The organism is Micropruina sp., assembly GCF_047607385.1.
GTDB lineage: Bacteria > Actinomycetota > Actinomycetes > Propionibacteriales > Propionibacteriaceae > Micropruina.
Window position 1 is genome coordinate 1 of record NZ_JASGDE010000165.1, and the last position, 17,259, is coordinate 17,259.

Below are 17,259 nucleotides of genomic sequence, written 5' to 3' on the forward strand. Positions count from 1 at the left end.
CTAGGCCCTCCCTAATCAGTTCTGCCCTCCCGTCGACGGGAGGGCAGAACTGATTAGGGAGGGCCTAGTGGGGAGCGGGTTGGGGTCGGCGAGAAGATCGGGACAACCTGTGCCTTCAGCCGATGTCGCGGGCCAGGTCGTCCACCCGCTCGGCACCGGGCAGGCCGAGCAGGCCGGACACCGGAACGAACAGCTTGGAGTGCCGCACGCCCGAGCCGATGCAGACCCAGTCGCGGTCGGCGACCGCACCGTCCACCCAGATCGGCCAGCCGTCCGGCAGCCCGACCGGGTTGATCCCGCCGTACTCCATGCCGGTGGCCTCGACCGCGAAGTCCATCGGCGCGAAGGACGCCTTGCGGGCGTTCAGCCGGCGCCGGACGACGTTGTTCACGTCGACCCGGCGGTGCGCCAGCGTCATGCAGCAGGCGTGCGAGTCGACGCCGGCCCGGGTGCCGCGCACGATCACCGCGTTCGCCGAGGCGTCCATCGGAACCCCGTAGTGGGAGCAGAGATTCTCGGTGTCGGCGTAGGCCGGGTCGATGGCGGCGACCAGGGCGTCCGGGATCAGCCCCATCGCGGCCCGGACGGGCTCGGCCAGCAGATCCGGACGGGAGGCGGCGGGCACCGCGTCGAGGGTGCCGAAGACGTCAGACATGGCGTCCATCCTGCACCAGGCCGGTGGGCAGCCCGTCCAGCGATGCGGCGTTGAACTCCCGCTGGTAGGCGAGCAGTCCGTCGTCGCCCTTCTTGGTCGCCCACGCGTCCATCAGGTCGCGCTGCCCGTCGTAGCTGTACAGCGGGACGCCGAAGCCGCATGAGGTGAGCACCAGGTCGATGTCGAGCAGATACACCTGCCGCGAACCGCGCTGCGGCGGAAACAGGCCGGCCACCTCGTCCCAGCCGTCCTCGCCGGGCTGCACCATGGACGCCGTCCCGAACAGCCGGACGATCCACGGGTTGCCCTCGAACGCGCAGAACATCAGCGTCATCCGCGGCACGTCGAGGATGTGCGCCGCGGTCTCGTTGCCCGAGCCGGTCAGGTTGAGCCAGGCGACCCGGTTCGGCTCCAGGATCCGCAGCGTGTCGAGGCCCTTCGGCGACACGTTGACCCGCCCGGTGCGGGCGGCGGTCGCCACGAAGAACATGTGCTGCGCCTCGATGAACCGCTGGATGCGATCGGTGATGTGGTCGTAGCGCTGAGCCATGCTCCATTCTGTGCCCGGCAACCGGTAGCGTCGGAGCATCCCAGACCCCGGAGGCCGCCATGCCCGACACCCCGCAGTCGACTCGACCGAAGCGTCAGCGCGAGGGTTTCTCGCTGACCAGGTTCGTCGTCCTGGTGCCGGCACTGGGCATGCTGCTCGGTGCGGTGACGCTGACCGTGGTCGGGGCGATCGAGGTGTACCAGACCATCGCCAGCGCTTTCGACGCACATGCCGAAACGCAGGCCTTCGTGATCGCGTTCGTCGAGATCGCTGACGTGTTCCTGCTTGCCGTGGTGCTGTTCATCATCGCCATCGGCCTCTACGAGTTGTTCATCGGCGACTTGCCCGGACTACCCGAATGGTTGGTCTTCCACTCCCTCGACGACCTGAAGAGCCAGCTGATCGGCGTGGTCGTGGTGGTGTTGGGAGTCTTCTTCCTCGGACGCGCCTTGCACGGTGAATCTCCGATCAACCTGCTCTATCTCGGCGGCGGCATTGCCGCGGTGACCGGGGCGCTCTCGCTGTTCCTGCGCGCCAAGCACTGACGCTCAAGGCCATTTATCCTCTTGGAGCACCCTCAGAGTCTTGCCTTCCCGTAGAACATGGTGCTACTGTCTGCGAACCAGGAGAAAAGGCCAAAGTTGGTCCAGAAGGGTGGCCGTATGCGTACTATATTAACTCCTGCCATTGCGATGGCGATCGCGCTGACATCCCAGTTCCTTTCCGCACCCACGTCGCACGCGGCCCAAAACCCTTGTGGCGCGTCCGGAAATTATCACGACGGCTACGTCAGCACACCCTCCACGTTCAACTACGGCGCCCTCGCTCGAATCGAGTACAACAACCCCGACTTGTGCGGAGCTGACGACACTAGCGCTTCGGTCAGCATGGCATGGGTCATGATCGACGCCGAATCTGCAATCCACCCGGGAGACGGCAACGCATACAACTGGGCGCAAGTTGGCTACTATCAGGCCGGTTCCAGCAGTGCGTGGAGTTCGGGCGCCGGAATTGGCACTTTTGCACAATGGACCAAGAAGTGCAAGGCCAGCCTCACATGCGGCTCGGCAGTCCCATGGGTTACGGTTTTTGACGGGAAGAACCCGACGGGCTCGTGGGAATACAAGGTATATCGCTCGAACAGCAACGGCCACATCTACATGAAGGCCGACACCAAGAATATCGACGTAAGCACCTTCGATCCATTCGGCGACTGGTCGTCTGGTTGGCGCGTTGAGTACGCAGCCGAAACATTTCACAAGCAGAGCGACGTACCTGGCACCACATCCGATCCTACTTCTGTCGACAACATCAAGAAGGCCGACATAAACTCAACCTGGAGTTTCACTTCCAAGAGTTCCCTCAACATCGGGATTACGCCCGGCACGAGGTACCACGCGTCGACCTTCTCGCCTAGCGGTGGCGGCTTCGGCTTCCGCGTGTGGACTAGCCCGCTCTCATGATTGGTGCCTTAATATGATGCGACGGAACGCACTTGCGCTGGCCGTTTCCCTGACTGTCACGGCCGCAGGCGTTGGCGGATTCGCCTACTCGGCAATCACCGCGCGCGCGGAACAGCCGGCCCCTCAGCAGACTGCCTCAAGCACTAGGGCCTTGTCCGAGAAAGACGCTGCCGCACTCAAGGAAGCCGGCATCGTCGTCGAATCCATGAATCCACTTGGGGAGGAGCAGCTGGCCACCGCAGCACGCTCGGCAGCGCGAGGGATTCCGTTTCTGAGTTCAAGGACTCCCACGGCCGCGATGCAAGCGACTGTCACCGTCCCCGGGCATGGAATCACCCGCGACCCCGATTCACTCGAACCCGGAACTCAAGATGTATACACCGGCGACATCGTACATCGACCCGTCTGGCTGATGATCTACACAGATATCAAGGTTCCGGTATCGGCACCGATCGGCATCAAACTGGACACCCCTTACTACCAGACGGAAGTCGCCGCTTTGGTCGACCCTGAAACCGGGCAGTTCCTGTACGGGCGCACAACCAGTTAGGGAAGTGCTGATCAACCGTTGGTTGAGCTTGTCGAGACCCCGCCGTCAGCGGATTTCGACAAGTTCAGCCAACGAAACGCCGCATTGATCTGCGCGTCCTCACAGTAGTCGCGGGAGAGTTGATCCGATGCCAGTGCCGACGCCCGCCCGCGACGTGGGTGTCGTTGTCTGTCGGGTCGGAGTCGATCAGGTCTAGGGTGCGGCTATGACCGCTGACGTGGCCCACCGGCCTGTCCTACGACAGCGGGGAATCGGTCCCGGCTGGCGGGGCAGCATGAACCGACTGGTTGCCGGGACGCTCATGGTTGCGGTGACCAGCGGCTGCTCCTTCGGAGTCGGGCAGGTGAGCGTGTCATCGGACGGATTCGATCCGGCCGGGCCGACCTCCGCCTACTCGGGCACGGTGGAGGCCAGGGACAATGGCTGCGTCTTCCTGAGCGTGAACGGCACTCCGATATGGATGGTCTGGCCGCCGGGCGCCGCCTACGAATCGACCGGCGAGAGTCAGTCGAACATCCGGCTCGCCGACGGCACAAGGATCTTCCACGGAGACCGGATCGACGTCATGGGGGAACTCATCACCCGCAGCAGGCTGCCGCAGGGCGACAACATCGACTCCCAATGGGGCTCCAGACCGTGTTCTGCCTCGGCTACGTCAAACACGACCGAGAAATCCTGCGTGCGGTCACTGTCGCTCGCACCTGAACACCTGCGGCTCGGGAATACCCCGATCGCCCATCAGCCGCGGAACCTCTAGTGTGCGGCTATGACCGCCGAACACCGAACCCTCGCCGAGGCGTATCCCGTGCTCGGGCTGCGGATCGTTGCCGGCCCGATCGAGCTGTCCGGCATGGACGACGACACGTTGATCGCGCTTGCGAATCTGGCCGTCGGCGGCATCCACGGCGAGGACGAGATGCCGTTCGCAGCGCCCTGGACGCGGACCCCGCCGGAGCGATTCCAGCTGCAATACCTGCAGCACCATTGGGGCGTCCGGTCCCGGTTCGCGCCGGCAGCCTGGGACCTCGATCTGGCCGTCCGCTACGAGGGCGAGTTGGTCGGCAGCCAAGGCGTGATGACGCGGGACTTCCTGGCCACCCGGACCGGTGAGACCGGCTCGTGGTTGGGTCGTCGTTTTCAGGGCCGCGGCATCGGCACCTTGATGCGCCAGACGTTCTGCGCCTTCCTGTTCGATCATCTCGGCTTCGACGAGATCACCTCGTCGGCGTTCGCCGACAATCCGGCGTCCAATCAGGTCAGCCGCAAGGTCGGTTACCGTCCCAACGGCGTGGGTCGCAAGGCCCGCGACGACACCTGGGTGACCTCGAACGAATACCTGCTGACCCCGGACGCCCTGGTCCGCGGACCGGGGCTCAGCGTGACCGGCGTGGAGCCCGTCCGCCGACTGATCGGGTTGGAGTAGTCCCCGCGACACCCGGCAGCCCGGCGCACGACCCACCCGCCAGCGGCGATGTCGAGATCGCCCCCCGATGGCCGGAAACCGGCTCGATTTCGGGTCGTGACGCGAAATCGGTCGGCTAGACCTCCACCGGCTGACGATGTCGAGATCGCCACACCCGACGAACCCACCCCAGTGGGACGAAAGGAACCGTCCCCAACGTCCCACGAGACGCTTCAGCCCGCGGCCACCTCGGCGTCCAGCACCGCGAGCTCGCGCTCGAACCGGGCTCGCAGCTCCGACTTCTCGGACGCGGGAAGCCAGCAGGCGTCCACCCCGGCGAGGGCCATCTGGCGCAGCCGCGGGTAGGGCACGCCCAGGTCGCCGGCGAGGATGCCGTATTCGGCGGCCAGGGTGGTGGGGAACATCCCGGGGTCGTCGGACGCCGCGATGACGTTGAGTCCGGCGTCCAGCATCGCGGCGATGGACGCCCGCCGCCAGGGCCGCCAGGAGCGCCGTGAGGTGGTCGAGATCACCGTCATCGGGGTCTGCTCGTCCCGCAGCCGTTCGACCACCGCGTCGTCCTGCAGCACGAAGTAGCCGTGGTCGATCCGGTCGCAGCCGAGCAGGTCGAGGCAGGTGATGGTGTTCGCCGCCCCCGGGACGTGCTCCGAGGAGTGCGCGGTCCGGCCCAGCCCGGCCTCCCCGGCCAGCCGGTAGGCGTCCGCGAACCGCTCCGGCGGTCCGACGGTCTCCAGGTTGTCCAGCCCGATCCCGGCCAGGTACTCGTGCGGATGGTCCACCACGGTGCGCACCCAGGCCAGCGCCTGCTCGCCGCTGCGGCTGCGGTCGATCGCGGCGATCAGCCGTCCGGACATCCCGAAATCCCGCTCGGCGAGCCGGATGCCCTCGGCGTAGGCCTCGACCAGCGTCGGGTAGCCGAGCCGGGCCAGCCGTCCGCGCGGCTCGTCGATGGACACCTCCAGGTGCCGGGTCGCGCTCTGGGTGTGGGCGTCGCAGAACGCCTCGTAGACGATCCGGGTCAGGTCATCGGTGTCCCGCAACGCCTCGGTGACCCAGCCGGAGAGCTGGAACAGCGAATAGGAGACCTCGGGCTCGTCGGCCGAACGCCCTTGCGGCACCGGGATCCGGGTGTCCCGGTACAACGCCGGGTCGGGCGGCAGCGAGTTGCAGTCGGCATAGACCCGTTCCGGGCTGTCGGGCAGCGTCAGCCCCTCGCGGCGGGCGAGCTCGGCGAAGGTGGACGCCCGCACGGTGCCGATCAGATGGCAGTGCAGGTCGACCTTGGGCAGCCTGGCGACGATGCCGGCGTCGAGGGTCATGGACGCTCCTCTCCAGGAAGTGCTGATCGTTGGGGTGCTCGTCCGTCGAATGCCGAGATCCGGACGCGGACCGCTCGGGCGAACAGGGGCGGGGCCGCGCCGGTTGGCTCCGGTGCGGCCCCGCATCGGGGGTGGATGCGATCAGCTGCCGGTGACCTCGCGGGCGAAGCGGTCCGCCAGGGTGCTGAACTCGGACGCCGCCTTGACCGCGTCGATGGTGGCGTAGCCGGCCTTGGTCGGATCGGGCACCGCGCCGCCGAGCATCTTCGCGAACGAATCGGGGACGGCGACCTTGGTGTTCACCGGCAGGTCGTTGTAGCCCTTGAGCGCGGCGGTCTGGGCGTCGGCGCTGAGCAGGTAGTCGATGAACTGGTAGGCGCCGTCGACGTTCTTGGCGCCGACCGGGATCATCGCCCGGTTGGTGGCCAGGTAGGCGCCCTTCTCCGGAACCGCGAAGGCGAAATTGGAGTCCTTGCCGATCAGGTCGGCGGCGAAGCCGCTGATCGAGGCCGCCGCGACGATCTCACCCTGGGTCATCAGGTTCGACACCTCGGTGGTGGAGGCGTAGAACTTCAGCACGCCGGGCTTCCACTTGGCCAGCTTGCCCAGCGCCGTGTCGTAGTCGAACGGGCCGCTGCCGTAGGTGGTGCCCAGGCCCGAGACGGTGAGCTGACCGGAGGTCGCGCTGATGTCGGGCAGGGCGAGCTTGCCGGCCACCGCGGACTCGCCGAACAGGTCCCATGACTTGGCCTGCTTGGCCGACACCTTGCGGGTGTCGTAGACGATGCCGTTCAGCTGGTAGGTGGTGGCCGGGCCGTTCAGGTCGTCACCCTTGGCGAAGTCGGCCACGTCGGCCAGCGACGCCAGCAAGCTGTTGTCGATCTTGTCGAACAGCTTGTCGGTCTGGCCCTGGGCGGCGAAGTTGTCGGTGATCAGCATCACGTCCACGCCGGCGCTGTTCTCGGTCGCCTTCAGTTCGTTGAGCCGCTCGGCGTTCTTGCCGGTGACCACCTCGACCTTGATGCCGGTCTTGGCCTCGAACGGCTTCACCACCGCTTCGGTGAAGCCCTCGACGCCGAAGCTGAAGGTGCTCACCTTGAGGGTCTTGGCGGCCTGCGAGGAGTCACCGCCGGGAGCGGCGCTGCTGCAGCCGGTGAAGGCCAGCGCTGCGGCGGCCAGCGTGGCGGCGATCATGAGCATGGGCTTCGAGCGAGCCATCTCTGTCCTTTCGGGTTACGGAGTCGTGCGTGACTGGGGCTCGACGTTCAGGCGGCGAGCAGAATCAGGTGGTCGGGCGCGACGGCGAGCGCCACCGGCTGTCCGGGGGCGTAGGCGTCCGCGCCGGCGCCGCGGATGTCGGCGACCAGCCGGACGCGCTGGCCGGCCGGGTCGGTGACCTCGCTGGTGACCAGCAGATCGACGCCGCGGTAGGCGACGTCGGTGACCAGGCCGTCCAGCCGCAGCACCCCCGCGGACGTGGCGTCGCCGGGCGAGCCGAGCGCAAGCCGTTCCGGACGGACGGCGGCGCGCTGCCCGTCGGCGAGGGTGAGGAAGTTCTCGTAGCCGAGGAATTCCGCGACGAATCGGCTGGTCGGAGCGCTGAACACCTGCTGCGGCGTGCCGGCCTGCTCGATCTTCCCGGCCCGCATCACCACCATCTGGTCGGACAGCTCCAGCGCCTCGTCCTGGTCGTGGGTGACCAGCACGACGCACAGCCCGGTCTCGGCCTGGATGCGGCGCAGCTCGGCGCGCATCTCGACCCGCAGCCGGGCGTCCAGCGCCGACAGCGGCTCGTCGAGCAGCAGCAGCCGGGGCCGGATCGCGATCGCCCGGGCCAGCGCGACCCGCTGCTGCTGACCGCCGGACATCTGCCGCGGTCGCTTGTCGGCCTGCGAGGTCAGCCCGACCAGCTCCAGCGCCTCGTCCACCCGTTGCCGGAGTTCGGACGCCGGAACCTTGCGCAGCTTGAGGCCGTAGCCGACGTTGTCGCGCACCGTCATGTGCGGGAACAGCGCGTACTGCTGGAAGACCATGCCGAGGCCGCGCTTCTCCGGTGGCAGCCGGGTGCATTCCTCGCCCTCGATGAAGATCTGCCCCGCGGTGGGCCTGCTGAAACCGGCCAGCATCCGCAGCGAGGTGGTCTTGCCGCAGCCGCTCGGTCCGAGCAGCGTGGTCAGCTTGCCCTGCTCGATGTCGAGGCTGATGTCGTCGACGGCGACCACGTCGCCGAAGGTCTGGGTGACGTGCACGAACTGAGCCGCTGGGACGGTCATTTGTTGATCCCTCCGAAGATCTGGGCGAAGCCGACGGTCCGCTCGGCGATGAAGGCGATCACCACGGTGCCGGCCAGGACGAGGGTGGACATCGCGGCGATCATCGGGTCGATGCCCTGGGAGACGTAGTCGAGCATCTCGATCGGCAGCGTGGTGCTGCCCTTGGTGAGCAGCAGCGACAGCGGCACGTTGTTGAACGAGGTGATGAACGACAGCAGCGCCGCGGAGAAGATGCCGGGCCGCAGCATCGGCAGGGTGACGTCGAAGAAGGCCCGCACCGGGGACGCCCCGAGCATCCGGGCGGCCTCCTCCGCCTGGCCGTCCATATTGGCCAGCGACGCCCCGGTGACCCGGACGGCGTAGGGCAGCATCAGGATGGTGTGGCCCAGGATCAGCACCGGCAGGTAGTTCTGCAGCCGCAGCGGGATGGCCAGCTGCTGGTAGAGCGCGGCGCCCAGCACCAGTTCGGGAATGATCAGCGGGGAGAAGAACACGTTCTGGATCGCGGACTTGCCGCGGAAACTGCTGCGCGCCAGCGCCAGCGCCGCAGGAACCCCCAGGAGCAGGCCGAAGAAGGTGGCGACGATCGCCACGATCAGGCTGGTCACCAGGGCGTTGGTGAATCGCTCGTGGGCCAGTGCGGCACCGAACCAGCGCAGCGAGACGGCGTCCGGCGGGAAGGTGAGGGTGTCGCCGGCGTTGAACGAGATCGCGATCACGAAGAAGATCGGCACGATCATGATCGTGTAGCCGATCACGGCCAGGACCAGGGCGAACGGGTGACGGTTCTTCACTGCGTCCTCCCCAACCGGCCGGCCGCGCTGGACAGCGACGCGACGGCGAAGACCAGGATCGTCATGACCAGCGCGACGGCTCCGGCCATCGTCCAGTCGACATTGGTGTCGGTGTAGTAGAAGAGCTGGGTGGAGAGCATCTTGTCGCTCGACCCGCCCAGTAGGAACGGGGTGGTGTAAGCCGTCACCGCACCGGCGAAGACCAGGGTCGCGGCGACGATCACACCGGGCAGCGAGAGCGGCACGACCACGCTCCAGAAGGTGCGGATCGGTCCGGCGCCCAGGCTGCGGGCGGCCTCGTCGAGGGTGGCGTCCACCTGCGCGATCGCGGAATAGCTGGAGATGATCGCCAGCGGCAGGAAGAGCTGGATCAGGCCGAGCACGATGGCGAACTCGCTGGCCAGCAGCTGCGGCGGCTTCTCGACCAGGTGCAGCGCCATCAGCAGCCGGCCCAGGACCCCCTGCGAGCCGAGCACCACCAGCCAGCCGAAGGTCCGCACCACGTTGCTGAGCAGCAGCGGGAAGATCGCCAGCGCCAGCCACATGCCCACCCAGCGGGAGCCGCTGCGGGCCAGCATGTAGGCGATCGGGAAGCCGATGGCGACGCACAGCCCGGTGACCACCAGGCCGATCCACACCGTCCGCCACAGGATGCTGAGCATGAACGGGTCGGTGAAGAAGCCGCCGAACGCGGCCAGCACCTCGGCCGGGCCGGAGCGGCGCGGGAAGAACAGCATGCTGATCGCCGGGACGATCAGGCCGACCACGAGCACGATCAGGCCGGGTACGAGAAGCAGGCCGGCACGGGTTCTCATCACGCTCCTTCGGGGTCGTCGCCGAGCACACGGCGGGCCTGCAATCGCTTGCACAAACGTTTGCAGGAAAGCTATCCGGCCCGACCGCACGCAAAGTACCTCCCCGTGTTACAAACGGGTAACAACTGCCCGGGTTGGCCGGCAACACCGGTCGAAGGCAACAAGCTCGACCGTGCGGGAGTTCCCGCGGACACGACTGAAGGAGGGCCGTGGCCACGCTGTCGGACGTCGCCGCCCACGTCGGCGTCTCCACCTCGACCGCCTCCCGCGCGCTCAGTCGTCCGGAACTGGTGGCGCCGGCGACCGCCGAACGGGTCCGCGCGGCCGCCCGCGAGCTGAATTTCGTGATGAACCGGGCGGCCAGCGGACTGGCCAAGGGCCGCACCGGCATCGTCGCGATCGTCGTCCCCACCCTCGACAACCACTTCTTCACCCCGATCATCGTCGGCGCCCAGCAGCGCGCCGAGGCGCAGCAACGCCAGCTGACCATCGCGGCCAACCCGCTGCAGACCGACGCCCAGCTGCGCGACCTGGAGCGGCTGGCCCGGCAGGTCGACGGCGTGATCGTGGCCGCGCCGACCGGCCCGGACGAGCGGGTCCGGGAGGCCTGCCGGATCCGTCCCTCGGTGCTGGTCGACCGCGAGATCGCCGGCGTCCGGTCGGTGGTCGCGGACGCCGCCGGCGCCTTCGGCGAGCTGGCCGGCCATCTGGTCGCGGCCGGCCACCGCTCGATCGCCTACCTGGGCGGGCCGCAGGGCTCCTGGCAGGACGCCCAGCGCAGCCGGGCGATCGCGGAGCGGACCTCCGGACGGGCCGAGCTCACCGTCTTCGGCCCGCTGCCGCCCACCTTCGCGGCCGGCGCCCAGACCGCCGCCGAGGTGCTGGCCTGCGGAGCCAGCGTCGCGATCCCCTACGCCACCCAGATCGGGCTGGGTCTGGTCTTCGCACTGCGGGCCCGCGGGGTCAACGCGCCGCAGGACCTGCTGGTCACCACCGAGAGCCTGGTCAACGCTGCTGTCCAGGACGAGTGGACGCCCGCCATCGACGTGGACGGCAGCGCGCTCGGCGCGGCCGCCATGGAGCTGCTGTCGGAGGAACTGGACGGGCAGTCGCCGGCACCGGCGAGCACGCTCCGGCTACCGGTGAAGGTCACCCTGCCGCACTGACCGAGATTCACGTCGGATCGGCCAGGCTCTCCACCGCGATCAGGTCCGAGAACCGGGCGAAGTGCCGGGTGTTGTCGGTGACGATCACGTCGGCGTTGTGAGCGATCGCCACGGCGACGAGGTTCGCGTCGTGTACCTGCTTGCCCGAGGCCAGGCCGCGGCCGATCAGCTCCATCAACCTCGCCGTGGTGGCGGCGTCCTCAGCGAGGATCTGCAGGTCGTCGATGAACTGGGTGAGGTTGCTCAGGGCGTCCGCGGACGACAGGCCGAGGCCGTTGGCCTCGACCGAGCGCGTCGCCACCGCAAGGTACTCGCGCACGATCTGAGGGGTCAGCGCCAGGCGCCGGCCGTCTTCGTTGAGGAATCGCAGGGCGGCCGGATGGGCCGCTCGGGCCCGGTCCGTCGCGGCGAGCAGGACGTTGGTGTCGACCAGTACCAGCGCCGCCGGATCAGCGCTCGTCGTCGCCATAGAAGTCGGCGCGATCGAACGCCTCGGTGCGACCGGTGTCCACGGTTCGAAGGTTCAAGGGCCTCGGACGCCTTCCGGGCGCCGGCTCGGCAGCGGCCTTGTCGAGCGCCTCCCGCAGTTCCTGCTGCATGGAGTGACCCCGCCGCGCGGCCCGTCGCCGCAACGCGGCAACCGTCTCCTCAGAGACGTCACGGACGTGGAGCGCGGGCATGCCTTGATGCTACCACCGCTGCTAGCAGTCCCCGCTTCAGAAGTAGTACGGGAACCGCGACCAGTCCGGACGCCGCTTCTCCAGGAAGGAGTCCCGGCCCTCCACCGCCTCGTCGGTCATATAGGCCAGCCGGGTGGTCTCGCCGGCGAACACCTGCTGGCCGATCAGGCCGTCGTCGATCGCGTTGAAGGCGAACTTCAGCATCCGCTGCGCGGTCGGCGACTTGCCACAGACCAGCTCGGCCCAGGCCAGCCCCTCGTCCTCCAGGTCGGCGTGCGGCACGACCTTGTTCACCGTCCCCATCTCGTAGCCGCGCTGGGCGTCGTAGGTCTGGCCCAGGAAGAAGATCTCCCGGGCGATCTTCTGGCCCACCTGGCGGGCCAGGTAGGCCGACCCGAAACCGGCGTCGAAGGACCCGACGTCGGCGTCGGTCTGCTTGAACCGGGCGTGCTCGGCCGAGGCCAGGGTGAGGTCGCAGACCACGTGCAGCGAATGCCCACCGCCGGCCGCCCAGCCGTTGACCAGGGCGATCACCACTTTCGGCATGAACCGGATCAGCCGCTGCACCTCGAGGATGTGCAGCCGGCCACCCTCGGCCTGGACCCGCCGGGCGTCCACGGTGTCGGACGTCTCACCCTCGGCGTACTGGTAGCCGGAGCGGCCCCGGATCCGCTGGTCGCCGCCGGAGCAGAACGCCCAGCCGCCGTCCTTGGCCGAGGGGCCGTTGCCGGTCAGCAGCACACAGCCGACGTCCGCGGACTGCCGGGCGTGGTCCAGCGCGGTGTACAGCTCGTCCACGGTCTGCGGGCGGAACGCGTTGCGCACCTCGGGGCGGTCGAAGGCGATCCGGACGGCGGGCACCGCCTTCGCCCGGTGGTAGGTGATGTCGGTGAAGTCGAAGCCGGGAACCTCGTCCCAGAGTTCCGGTCGCCACGGGCTGCTCATGCCGTTCAGGCTCTCAGGTACGTCCCTGCCGTCGCTACCAGTTGGGCCCCGGCTTCACCACATCGGTGAAGATGCCGTCCACCCCGAGCCGGGCACAGCGCTGACGTTGCGCCGACTTGTTCACCGTCCAGACCCGCACCTTGAAGCCGGCCCGATGCGCCCGGGTGACGAATCCCGGCACCATCAGCACGTGCCGGGGCGGGTGGACGGCCTGCACGTCCAGTTCCCGGAAGTACCGCCAGGGCTCGCGCAGCATGCCGTCGTGCACCGCGGCAAGTTCGCCGGTCCAGCCGCGCTCCCGGAGCCGCTGCAGCGAGTAGTGGTTGAACGACGACAGCACCACCCGGTCGGCGAGCTTGCGCTCGCCGATCAGCGCCAGCACCTTCGTCTCCAGGCCCTTGTACGGTTTGACGCTGTTCTTCAGCTCGATGTTGATCTGTTGCCGGCCGGGGGCGATCAGGTCGAGCACCTCGGCCAGCGTCGGGATCCGGGTGATCGCCGGATCGCCCTTGGGCTTGACCAGGGAACGCAGCTTCTGCAGCTGGGCGCAGCTGAAGCTGGAGACCCAGCCGGTGCCGTCGTGGGTGCGATCCACCTTCTCGTCGTGGATCACCACCGGCACCCCGTCGGAGGTCAACTGCACGTCGAGTTCGACGCCGTCGGCGCCGGCGTCCATTGCGGCGGCGAAGGCGGCGATCGTGTTCTCCGGTTGCCGTGCGCTGGCTCCTCGATGCGCCCAGATCTCCATTGTCACGCCCTTTCGATCGCCTGCATCAACCTCGTTCGAACCAGGTCGGTCGTGGTCTCGACATAGTCCCTGGTCAGGTGATGCTGGTCCATCCACACTCTCACATTCCCGATCGTGGGCACGCAGAGCCGCTCGGGGCAAGCCAACTCCGACATGTCCAGGGTGTTCAACCCCTTCACCCGTTTGACCAGCGGAATCAGTGGATTGGGCGTCTCAAGGATCGGATGCCCCGACTCACAGGGTGGATCACCCTCGACCCGGGCGGCGTCGCACTGGGTCAGTCCGACCTCGAAGCGGGGGGTGTCGCGCATCGCGATCACCGTCCGTCCGGGCTTCACGTGTTCGGCGAGCAGGTCCATGCCCGCCTTCAGCACGGTCTCACCGTCGTCCTCGGATTTCGTGCCGACGGTGATCACCAGGCCCGGATCGAGCGGCTCGATCGCGTCGAAGACGTCCGGCCAGAAGGTCGCGCACTTCTCCACCTCGTTGATCGGGTCACCGGACGGCGCCAGATAGCAGTTCTGCTCATAGATCAGCAGCACCTGCCAGCCGCGCTGGCGTCCGATCTCGCGGATCGCGGTGGACCAGTGCTGGACGTGGGAGTTGCCGACCAGCAGCACCCGGGTCACCCCCGGATCGACCTGCAGCGGCAGCTGGGACGCCGACGTCGCGCCGCCCGCGCCGGCGTCGTCCAGGCTGGGATCGGTCAGCACCTGGCACTGCTGCTGCGCCTTGCCGGGCAGCTTCCAGCCGGCCGGGCAGGCCGGCCCGGCCAGCGCCCACTGGTAGGGGATGTCGGCGATCGTCGGGATCGGCGGCTCGGTGGGCTGCGCCTGGGACTTGAAGGCGGCGTCCAGCACCCGGGCCCCGGGATGCTCGGCCAGCACCCGCTGCCGTTCCTGCTCGACCTGGGCCTGCTGCTCCAGCCGGGCCTGTTCGGCCTGCGCGCTGATCAGCTGCCGCCAGCCGGCCACCCCGCCCAGCACCAGGGCGATGCACAACGCCACCAGCAGGGCGTCGCGCCAGGGCCGCCAGTGCGACGTCCGGTTCCGCAGCGGCAGTTCGACGAAGCGGTGCAGCAGGATCGCCAGCCCGAGCGAGACGACGATGATCACCCCGCCGGCGAGCAGGTCGGGCTGGTCACTCTCGATGGAGACCACGTAACCGATCAGGATCGGCCAGTGCACCAGGTACAGCGCGTAGGACGCGTTGCCCAGCCCGGCGATCCAGCGGTGGCCGAGCAGCCGTCCGACGCTCCACGGTCCGGGGTCGTCGCCGACCAGCACGATCGAGGCCGCCGCGGCCAGCGGCAGCAGCGCGATCCAGCCCGGGAAGGCGTCCCGGACGTTGACCACCACGCCGACCAGCAGGATCGTCGCCAGCCCGGCCCAGCCCAGCACGGTGCGCCACCGCGCCCCGGGGACGCCGATGCTGCCGCGACGGCTGGCGACCAGGGCCAGCAGCGAGCCGAAGGCGAACTCCCACAGCCGGGCCCGGGTGTCGAAGTAGGCGAACGCCTGATCGGTGGCGGTGATCCACACCGACCAGGCCAGCGAGGCGACGAAGATGGCACCGAACGCGCCGGCCAGCAGCCGGCGGGCGGACAGCCGCGGCCAGCGCCGGACGAGCAACGCGACGGCACCGATCACCAACGGCCAGGTCAGGAAGATCGTCCCCTGAATCGACAACGACCAGAAATGTTGCAGCGGAATCGGCGACCCGCCGTAGTAGTTGACGTCGTTGGCGGCCAGCCACCAGTTCTGCACGTACAGCGCGCTGGCGATGGCCTGCTGCTGCACGTCGGGCCAGACCGCGATCGGCATCAGCCACTGCGCGGTCACCACCACCGCCAGGATGGTCAGCGTCGCCAGTGGCACGATCCGGGCGAAGGTGCGCGTCCAGTACCCGACCAGGCCGAGCGGACGCCCGTCGTCCAGCTTGCGGGCGAACGACGACGTCAGGAAGTACGCGGACAGGACGAGGAAGATGTCCACGCCGCCGGACACCCGGTCGAGCCACACGTGATAGACGACGACCAGCAGCACGGCGACGAATCGCAGCCCCTGGATGTCCTGCCGCAACGGTGCACGTGAGGCGAGTTTCGTCATCAAACGGAGCAGTGTAGACGCGGCGGCTGTGGGCGTCCGAACCCCGGGAGTAGGGTCGCACGAGTGAGTACTCGTGAACCCAGCGACGTGGACGCCCTCGCCGACGCCTACACCCTCGCCGTCGCCGACCTCGACCCGGTGTTCGCCACCGCGATCGGGCTCGCCGGCTACGACCACCGGATGAGCGAGGCCGGGCCCGACTTCCACGATGCCCGCGACGCCCTGGCCCGCGACACGCTGGCCGCCCTGGACGCGGTGACCCCGCACGACGAGATCGACCGGGTCACCGTGGCGGCGATGCGGGAGCGGCTCGGGCTGGAGCGTGAATTGCATGCGGCCGGGGAGCACTTCCGCGACCTGAACAACATCGCCTCGCCGCTGCAGAACTTCCGCGACGTGTTCGACGTGATGCCCACCGACACCGACGAACACTGGTCCAACATCGCCTCCCGGCTGGCCGGCATCCCGCAGGCCGTCGACGGCTATCTGGCCTGCCTGCGCGAAGGCGTCCGGCGTGGGGACGTGGCGCCGCTGCTGCAGGTGCAGGAGGGCATCAAGCAGGCCGCCGAGCTGGCCGACCCGGCCACCTCGTTCTTCGCCACCTTCCACCGCGAGGCCGAGCAGCCCGCGTCGCTGAGCGGCGAGCTGGAGCGGACCGGCGCCGCCGCCGCGGAGGCGTACGGGACGCTGGAGCAGTTCCTGCGCGAGCTGGAGCCGCAGGCGCCGGCGGCCGACGCCGCCGGGCGGGAGCGCTACCAGCTCTGGTCGCGGGTGTTCCTGGGCGCGGAGGTCGACCTGGACGAGACCTACGAGTGGGGCCTGGACGAGCTGGCCCGGGTCTCCGCCGAGCAGGACGCGGTGGTCGAGGCGATCGCCGGCGCGGGCGCCGGCATCGATGACGCGGTCGCGAGGCTGGACCGCGATCCGGCGCGCACGCTGGCCGGCACGGCGGCGCTGCAGGCCTGGATGCAGGCCACCGCCGACGAAGCGATCCAGCAGCTCAACGGGGTGCACTTCGACATCCCCCGCGAGGTGCAGCGGATCGAGTGCATGATCGCGCCGACGCAGAACGGCGGCATCTACTACACCGGACCCTCCGACGACTTCTCCCGGGCCGGACGGATGTGGTGGTCGGTGCCGCCTGGCGTGGAGGAGTTCAACACCTGGCGGGAGAAGACCACCGTCTACCACGAGGGCGTCCCCGGTCATCACCTGCAGATCGGTCAGGCGGTGCACAACCGCGACCAGCTCAACCTGTGGCGCCGACTGGTCTGCTGGGTCTCCGGCCACGGCGAGGGCTGGGCCCTGTACGCCGAGCGGCTGATGGAAGAGTTCGGCTACATGGACGACCTGGGCGACAAGCTGGGGCTGCTGGACGGGCAACGGATGCGGGCCACCCGGGTGGTGCTCGACATCGGCGTCCATCTCGGCAAGCCGGCACCCAAGCAGTGGGGCGGCGGCACCTGGGACGCCGAGAAGGCCTGGGATCTGCTGCGCGCCAACGTGAACATGGACCCCCAGTTCCTGCGCTTCGAACTGAACCGCTACCTGGGCTGGCCGGGTCAGGCGCCGTCGTACAAGATCGGGCAGCGGCTCTGGGAGCAGCTGCGGGCCGAGGCCCAGCAACAAGCCGGCGACGCCTTCTCGCTCAAGGACTTCCACACCAAGGCGCTGAACCTCGGCTCGCTCCCGCTGAGCGTGCTGCGGGACGCCGTGCTGGCCGGCTGAGTTCCCCCGGCACCGCACCTCCGCGCGCCGCGCACCGGCCCC

19 protein-coding genes are annotated in these 17,259 nt (G+C 68.6%); 7 read left to right on the top strand and 12 right to left on the bottom strand.

Translation table 11 applies throughout. The features are described from left to right. Nucleotides 1–115: 115 nt before the first annotated feature. On the bottom strand, nt 116–664 hold the full coding sequence (locus tag QM582_RS14500; RefSeq protein WP_415085551.1) for a YbaK/EbsC family protein: 549 nt from the start codon (nt 662–664) through the stop codon (nt 116–118). Continuing rightward, nucleotides 648–1,205, bottom strand: coding sequence for a pyridoxamine 5'-phosphate oxidase family protein (locus QM582_RS14505; protein ID WP_415085553.1), 558 nt, complete (start codon nt 1,203–1,205; stop codon nt 648–650). The genes QM582_RS14500 and QM582_RS14505 overlap by 17 nt, the downstream gene beginning before the upstream one ends. 59 nt (nt 1,206–1,264) lie before the next feature. On the opposite strand from QM582_RS14505, the gene QM582_RS14510 reads away from it, so the two are divergent. From QM582_RS14510 to QM582_RS14530, 5 genes are all read left to right on the top strand, one after another. After that, the gene (locus tag QM582_RS14510; RefSeq protein ID WP_415085555.1) at nt 1,265–1,750 is read left to right on the top strand and encodes a YqhA family protein; all 486 of its coding nucleotides are present in this window, start codon (nt 1,265–1,267) and stop codon (nt 1,748–1,750) included. A 147-nt stretch (nt 1,751–1,897) separates the two neighbouring features. Next, nucleotides 1,898–2,668, top strand: a complete 771-nt coding sequence (locus QM582_RS14515) for a hypothetical protein (protein WP_415085557.1) — start codon at nt 1,898–1,900, stop codon at nt 2,666–2,668. Between the two features lie 151 nt (nt 2,669–2,819). Further along, nucleotides 2,820–3,218, top strand: coding sequence for a hypothetical protein (locus tag QM582_RS14520; RefSeq protein ID WP_415085559.1), 399 nt, complete (start codon nt 2,820–2,822; stop codon nt 3,216–3,218). Between the two features lie 205 nt (nt 3,219–3,423). Beyond that, nucleotides 3,424–3,975, top strand: coding sequence for a hypothetical protein (locus QM582_RS14525; protein ID WP_415085561.1), 552 nt, complete (start codon nt 3,424–3,426; stop codon nt 3,973–3,975). 9 nt (nt 3,976–3,984) lie between these two features. Continuing rightward, nucleotides 3,985–4,641, top strand: coding sequence for a GNAT family N-acetyltransferase (locus QM582_RS14530; protein ID WP_415085563.1), 657 nt, complete (start codon nt 3,985–3,987; stop codon nt 4,639–4,641). A gap of 212 nt (nt 4,642–4,853) precedes the next feature. Here the strand turns inward: QM582_RS14530 and QM582_RS14535 are convergent, their stop codons facing one another. From QM582_RS14535 to QM582_RS14555, 5 genes are all read right to left on the bottom strand, one after another. After that, nucleotides 4,854–5,960, bottom strand: a complete 1,107-nt coding sequence (locus QM582_RS14535) for an adenosine deaminase family protein (RefSeq protein WP_415085565.1) — start codon at nt 5,958–5,960, stop codon at nt 4,854–4,856. Nucleotides 5,961–6,101: 141 nt separating this feature from the next. Continuing rightward, the gene (locus tag QM582_RS14540) at nt 6,102–7,178 is read right to left on the bottom strand and encodes an extracellular solute-binding protein (RefSeq protein ID WP_415085567.1); all 1,077 of its coding nucleotides are present in this window, start codon (nt 7,176–7,178) and stop codon (nt 6,102–6,104) included. Between the two features lie 47 nt (nt 7,179–7,225). Further along, nucleotides 7,226–8,233 carry an ABC transporter ATP-binding protein gene (locus tag QM582_RS14545; protein ID WP_415085569.1) on the bottom strand — a complete coding sequence of 336 codons (1,008 nt, stop codon included), beginning with the start codon at nt 8,231–8,233 and terminating at the stop codon, nt 7,226–7,228. Next, nucleotides 8,230–9,027, bottom strand: coding sequence for an ABC transporter permease (locus tag QM582_RS14550; RefSeq protein WP_415085571.1), 798 nt, complete (start codon nt 9,025–9,027; stop codon nt 8,230–8,232). The genes QM582_RS14545 and QM582_RS14550 overlap by 4 nt, the downstream gene beginning before the upstream one ends. Further along, a complete protein-coding gene (locus QM582_RS14555; protein ID WP_415085573.1) occupies nt 9,024–9,842 on the bottom strand; it encodes an ABC transporter permease in 819 nt (272 codons plus the stop codon). Before QM582_RS14555 ends, QM582_RS14550 begins: the two co-directional genes overlap by 4 nt. A 209-nt stretch (nt 9,843–10,051) precedes the next feature. Between QM582_RS14555 and QM582_RS14560 the strand changes: the two genes are divergently transcribed. After that, nucleotides 10,052–11,008 (top strand): LacI family DNA-binding transcriptional regulator, encoded by a 957-nt coding sequence (locus QM582_RS14560; protein WP_415085575.1) that lies wholly within the window; start codon nt 10,052–10,054, stop codon nt 11,006–11,008. A gap of 7 nt (nt 11,009–11,015) precedes the next feature. Here the strand turns inward: QM582_RS14560 and QM582_RS14565 are convergent, their stop codons facing one another. The 5 genes from QM582_RS14565 to QM582_RS14585 are packed head-to-tail and all read right to left on the bottom strand — an operon-like array spanning nt 11,016 to nt 15,489. Beyond that, the gene (locus tag QM582_RS14565; RefSeq protein WP_415085577.1) at nt 11,016–11,477 is read right to left on the bottom strand and encodes a type II toxin-antitoxin system VapC family toxin; all 462 of its coding nucleotides are present in this window, start codon (nt 11,475–11,477) and stop codon (nt 11,016–11,018) included. Further along, entirely contained in the window at nt 11,458–11,688 is a 231-nt protein-coding gene (locus QM582_RS14570) for a FitA-like ribbon-helix-helix domain-containing protein (protein WP_415085579.1), read from the bottom strand. The genes QM582_RS14565 and QM582_RS14570 overlap by 20 nt, the downstream gene beginning before the upstream one ends. 36 nt (nt 11,689–11,724) lie before the next feature. After that, on the bottom strand, nt 11,725–12,633 hold the full coding sequence (locus QM582_RS14575) for a 1,4-dihydroxy-2-naphthoyl-CoA synthase (RefSeq protein WP_415085580.1): 909 nt from the start codon (nt 12,631–12,633) through the stop codon (nt 11,725–11,727). Nucleotides 12,634–12,667: 34 nt separating this feature from the next. Next, nucleotides 12,668–13,381: a glycerophosphodiester phosphodiesterase family protein gene (locus QM582_RS14580; RefSeq protein WP_415085582.1), complete on the bottom strand. Its 714-nt coding sequence runs from the start codon at nt 13,379–13,381 to the stop codon at nt 12,668–12,670. Between the two features lie 2 nt (nt 13,382–13,383). Beyond that, nucleotides 13,384–15,489 (bottom strand): acyltransferase family protein, encoded by a 2,106-nt coding sequence (locus QM582_RS14585; RefSeq protein ID WP_415085584.1) that lies wholly within the window; start codon nt 15,487–15,489, stop codon nt 13,384–13,386. Nucleotides 15,490–15,552: 63 nt separating this feature from the next. Between QM582_RS14585 and QM582_RS14590 the strand changes: the two genes are divergently transcribed. Continuing rightward, nucleotides 15,553–17,217 (top strand): DUF885 domain-containing protein, encoded by a 1,665-nt coding sequence (locus QM582_RS14590; protein ID WP_415085586.1) that lies wholly within the window; start codon nt 15,553–15,555, stop codon nt 17,215–17,217. Nucleotides 17,218–17,259: the final 42 nt, after the last annotated feature.